The organism is Micromonospora parastrephiae (genome assembly GCF_016802865.1).
GTDB lineage: Bacteria > Actinomycetota > Actinomycetes > Mycobacteriales > Micromonosporaceae > Micromonospora > Micromonospora parastrephiae.
The window spans coordinates 1-1,872 of sequence record NZ_JAEVHM010000383.1 but is presented as its reverse complement, the minus strand read 5'-3'; the positions used below and the strand labels follow the sequence as shown (position 1 = coordinate 1,872).

Sequence of the window (1,872 nt, the reverse complement as noted above, 5' to 3'; positions counted from 1 at the left end):
AGACCGGGCTCGGCGCCGAGGCGGCCCGCGCGCGGGAGGTGCTGCGCCGGGTGGCCGGCCTGCTCGCCGGCCACCCGCACGGTTGAGGAGTCAGGCCAGCAGCTTGGCGTACGCCGGCTTGATCACCTCATCGATGATCCGCAGCCGCTCGTCGAACGGGATGAAGGCGCTCTTCATCGCGTTGATGGTGAACCACTGCAACTCCCGCCAGCCGTAACCGAAGGTCTCCACCAGCAGCGACATCTCGCGCGACATCGAGGTGCCGCTCATCAGCCGGTTGTCGGTGTTGACGGTGACCCGGAACCGCAGGTCCCGCAGCAGGCCGATCGGATGGTCGGCGATCGAGGCCACCGCGCCGGTCTGCACGTTCGACGACGGGCACAGCTCCAGCGGGATGCGCTTGTCCCGCACGTAGGCGGCCAGCCGACCGAGTACCGGCACCCCACCCGGGGTGATGTCGTCGACGATCCGTACCCCGTGACCGAGCCGGTCCGCGCCGCACCACTGGATCGCCTGCCAGATCGACGGCAGACCGAACGCCTCGCCGGCGTGGATGGTGAAGTGGGCGTTCTCCCGTTGCAGGTACTCGAAGGCGTCCAGGTGCCGGGTGGGCGGGAAGCCCGCCTCGGCGCCCGCGATGTCGAAGCCGACCACCCCGGCGTCGCGGTGCCGCACGGCCAGCTCGGCGATCTCCTGGGAACGGGCGGCGTGCCGCATCGCGGTGAGCAGGGTGCCCACCCGGATGCTCAGGCCCGCCTCGACGGCCTGCGCGGTGCCCTCGGCGAACCCGGCAAGCACCGCTTCGACCACCTCGTCGAGGCTCAGGTCCTGTTCCAGGTGCTGCTCCGGGGCGAAGCGCACCTCGGCGTAGACCACCCCGTCGGCGGCCAGGTCCAGCGCGCACTCGCGGGCCACCCGGCGCAGCGCCGGCGCGGTCTGCATGACCGCCACGGTGTGCGCGAACGTCTCGAGGTAGCGCTCCAGCGACCCGGAGTCCGCCGCCTCGACGAACCAGCGCCCGAGCGCCTCCGGGTCGGTGGTGGGCAGCTCGTGGCCGACCTCCGCCGCCAACTCGACGATCGTCGCCGGCCGCAGCCCGCCGTCGAGGTGGTCGTGCAGCAGCGCCTTCGGGACCTTGACGATGTCCTCGTACCGGATTGTTGCGACCATGCTCAGACCCTAGTCAGCCTGCTCGGGCGGGTAGAGCCAGCCCGCTCATCCTCCGATTCGATGACATGTCAACCAAGACGCTAGGCTGACCGGCATGGACGCGCCACGGTGGCTTCACGCAGTCGGCTCTCGCACCACCTGACCCGGATGCAGCAGCGCGGCCTGGTGACCCGGGAAAAGTGCCCCGACGACGCCCGCGGGGCCATCGTCGTGCTCACCCCGGCCGGTCGTGGCGCCATCGACGCCGCCACCCCGGACCACGTGACCGCCGTCCGTCGACACTTCATCGACCTGCTCACCCCGGCCGAGGTCGAGGCGCTCGGCGCGTTCACCCATCGGGTCGTCGACCACCTCGCGCCGGGCCGTACCCCCCGCCCCCGGCGCGGGCCGGAGGTCTGACGTGGAACCCCGCATCCTCGAACGGCTGCGCTGCCCGGTCTGCGGCGAACCGCTGGCCGAGGCGACCGCCGGCACCGCCCGCGCTCTGCGCTGCCCGCGCCGGCACAGCTTCGACCTGGCCCGGCAGGGGTACGTCAACCTGCTGGCCGGCCGCGCCCCGCACGTCGGGGACACCGCCGAGATGGTGGCCGCCCGAGCCGACTTCCTCGCCGCCGGACACTACGACCTGATCTCGGCCGCCCTCGCCGACGCCGCGGCGCAGGCCGTGCCGGGCCTCGGGGCGTACCCCCTGGTGGTGGATGC

3 protein-coding genes are annotated in these 1,872 nt (G+C 72.5%); 2 read left to right on the top strand and 1 reads right to left on the bottom strand.

Going from position 1 to position 1,872, the window contains the following annotated elements; all coding sequences use genetic code 11:
- Nucleotides 1-90: 90 nt before the first annotated feature.
- Nucleotides 91-1,170, bottom strand: a complete 1,080-nt coding sequence (locus JNW91_RS31230; RefSeq protein ID WP_203179028.1) for an adenosine deaminase — start codon at nucleotides 1,168-1,170, stop codon at nucleotides 91-93.
- Nucleotides 1,171-1,278: 108 nt separating this feature from the next.
- On the opposite strand from JNW91_RS31230, the gene JNW91_RS31225 reads away from it, so the two are divergent.
- Together JNW91_RS31225 and JNW91_RS31220 are read left to right on the top strand one after the other, a co-directional pair.
- Nucleotides 1,279-1,569: a MarR family winged helix-turn-helix transcriptional regulator gene (locus JNW91_RS31225; RefSeq protein ID WP_238426035.1), complete on the top strand. Its 291-nt coding sequence runs from the start codon at nucleotides 1,279-1,281 to the stop codon at nucleotides 1,567-1,569.
- Nucleotide 1,570: 1 nt separating this feature from the next.
- Nucleotides 1,571-1,872, top strand: a 302-nt coding sequence (locus JNW91_RS31220; protein ID WP_407664420.1) for a putative RNA methyltransferase, incomplete at its 3' end; no start/stop codon positions are given.